This is a genomic window from Marinomonas sp. ATLA20 (genome assembly GCF_057180105.1).
In genome coordinates this window covers 1-208 of the sequence record NZ_JBXUKU010000075.1, presented here as the reverse complement: position 1 = coordinate 208, position 208 = coordinate 1, and the positions used below count along the sequence as shown (strand labels likewise).

The 208-nt window shown below is 47.1% G+C and carries 1 protein-coding gene; it reads left to right on the top strand.

The features are described from left to right. Nucleotides 1-208: transposase (locus AC2A4J_RS20520; RefSeq protein WP_484177314.1), on the top strand; the 208-nt coding region annotated here is incomplete at both ends.

Here is a 208-nt window from a genome sequence, read left to right as displayed (position 1 = left end):
ACTACCCAGCGGATAAGATTGCTCAACTGTACCATCAGCGCTGGGAAATTGAATTAGGGTTTCGTGACATCAAATCCTCTATGCTCAACAATGCCGTTACGTTGTGCAGTAAGAAAATCGATCTAATCTACCAAGAACTGTGGGGAATGTTACTGGCCTACAACATCGTACGTCGAGAGGCGAGTCATGCGGTCGCATCACATGGCCA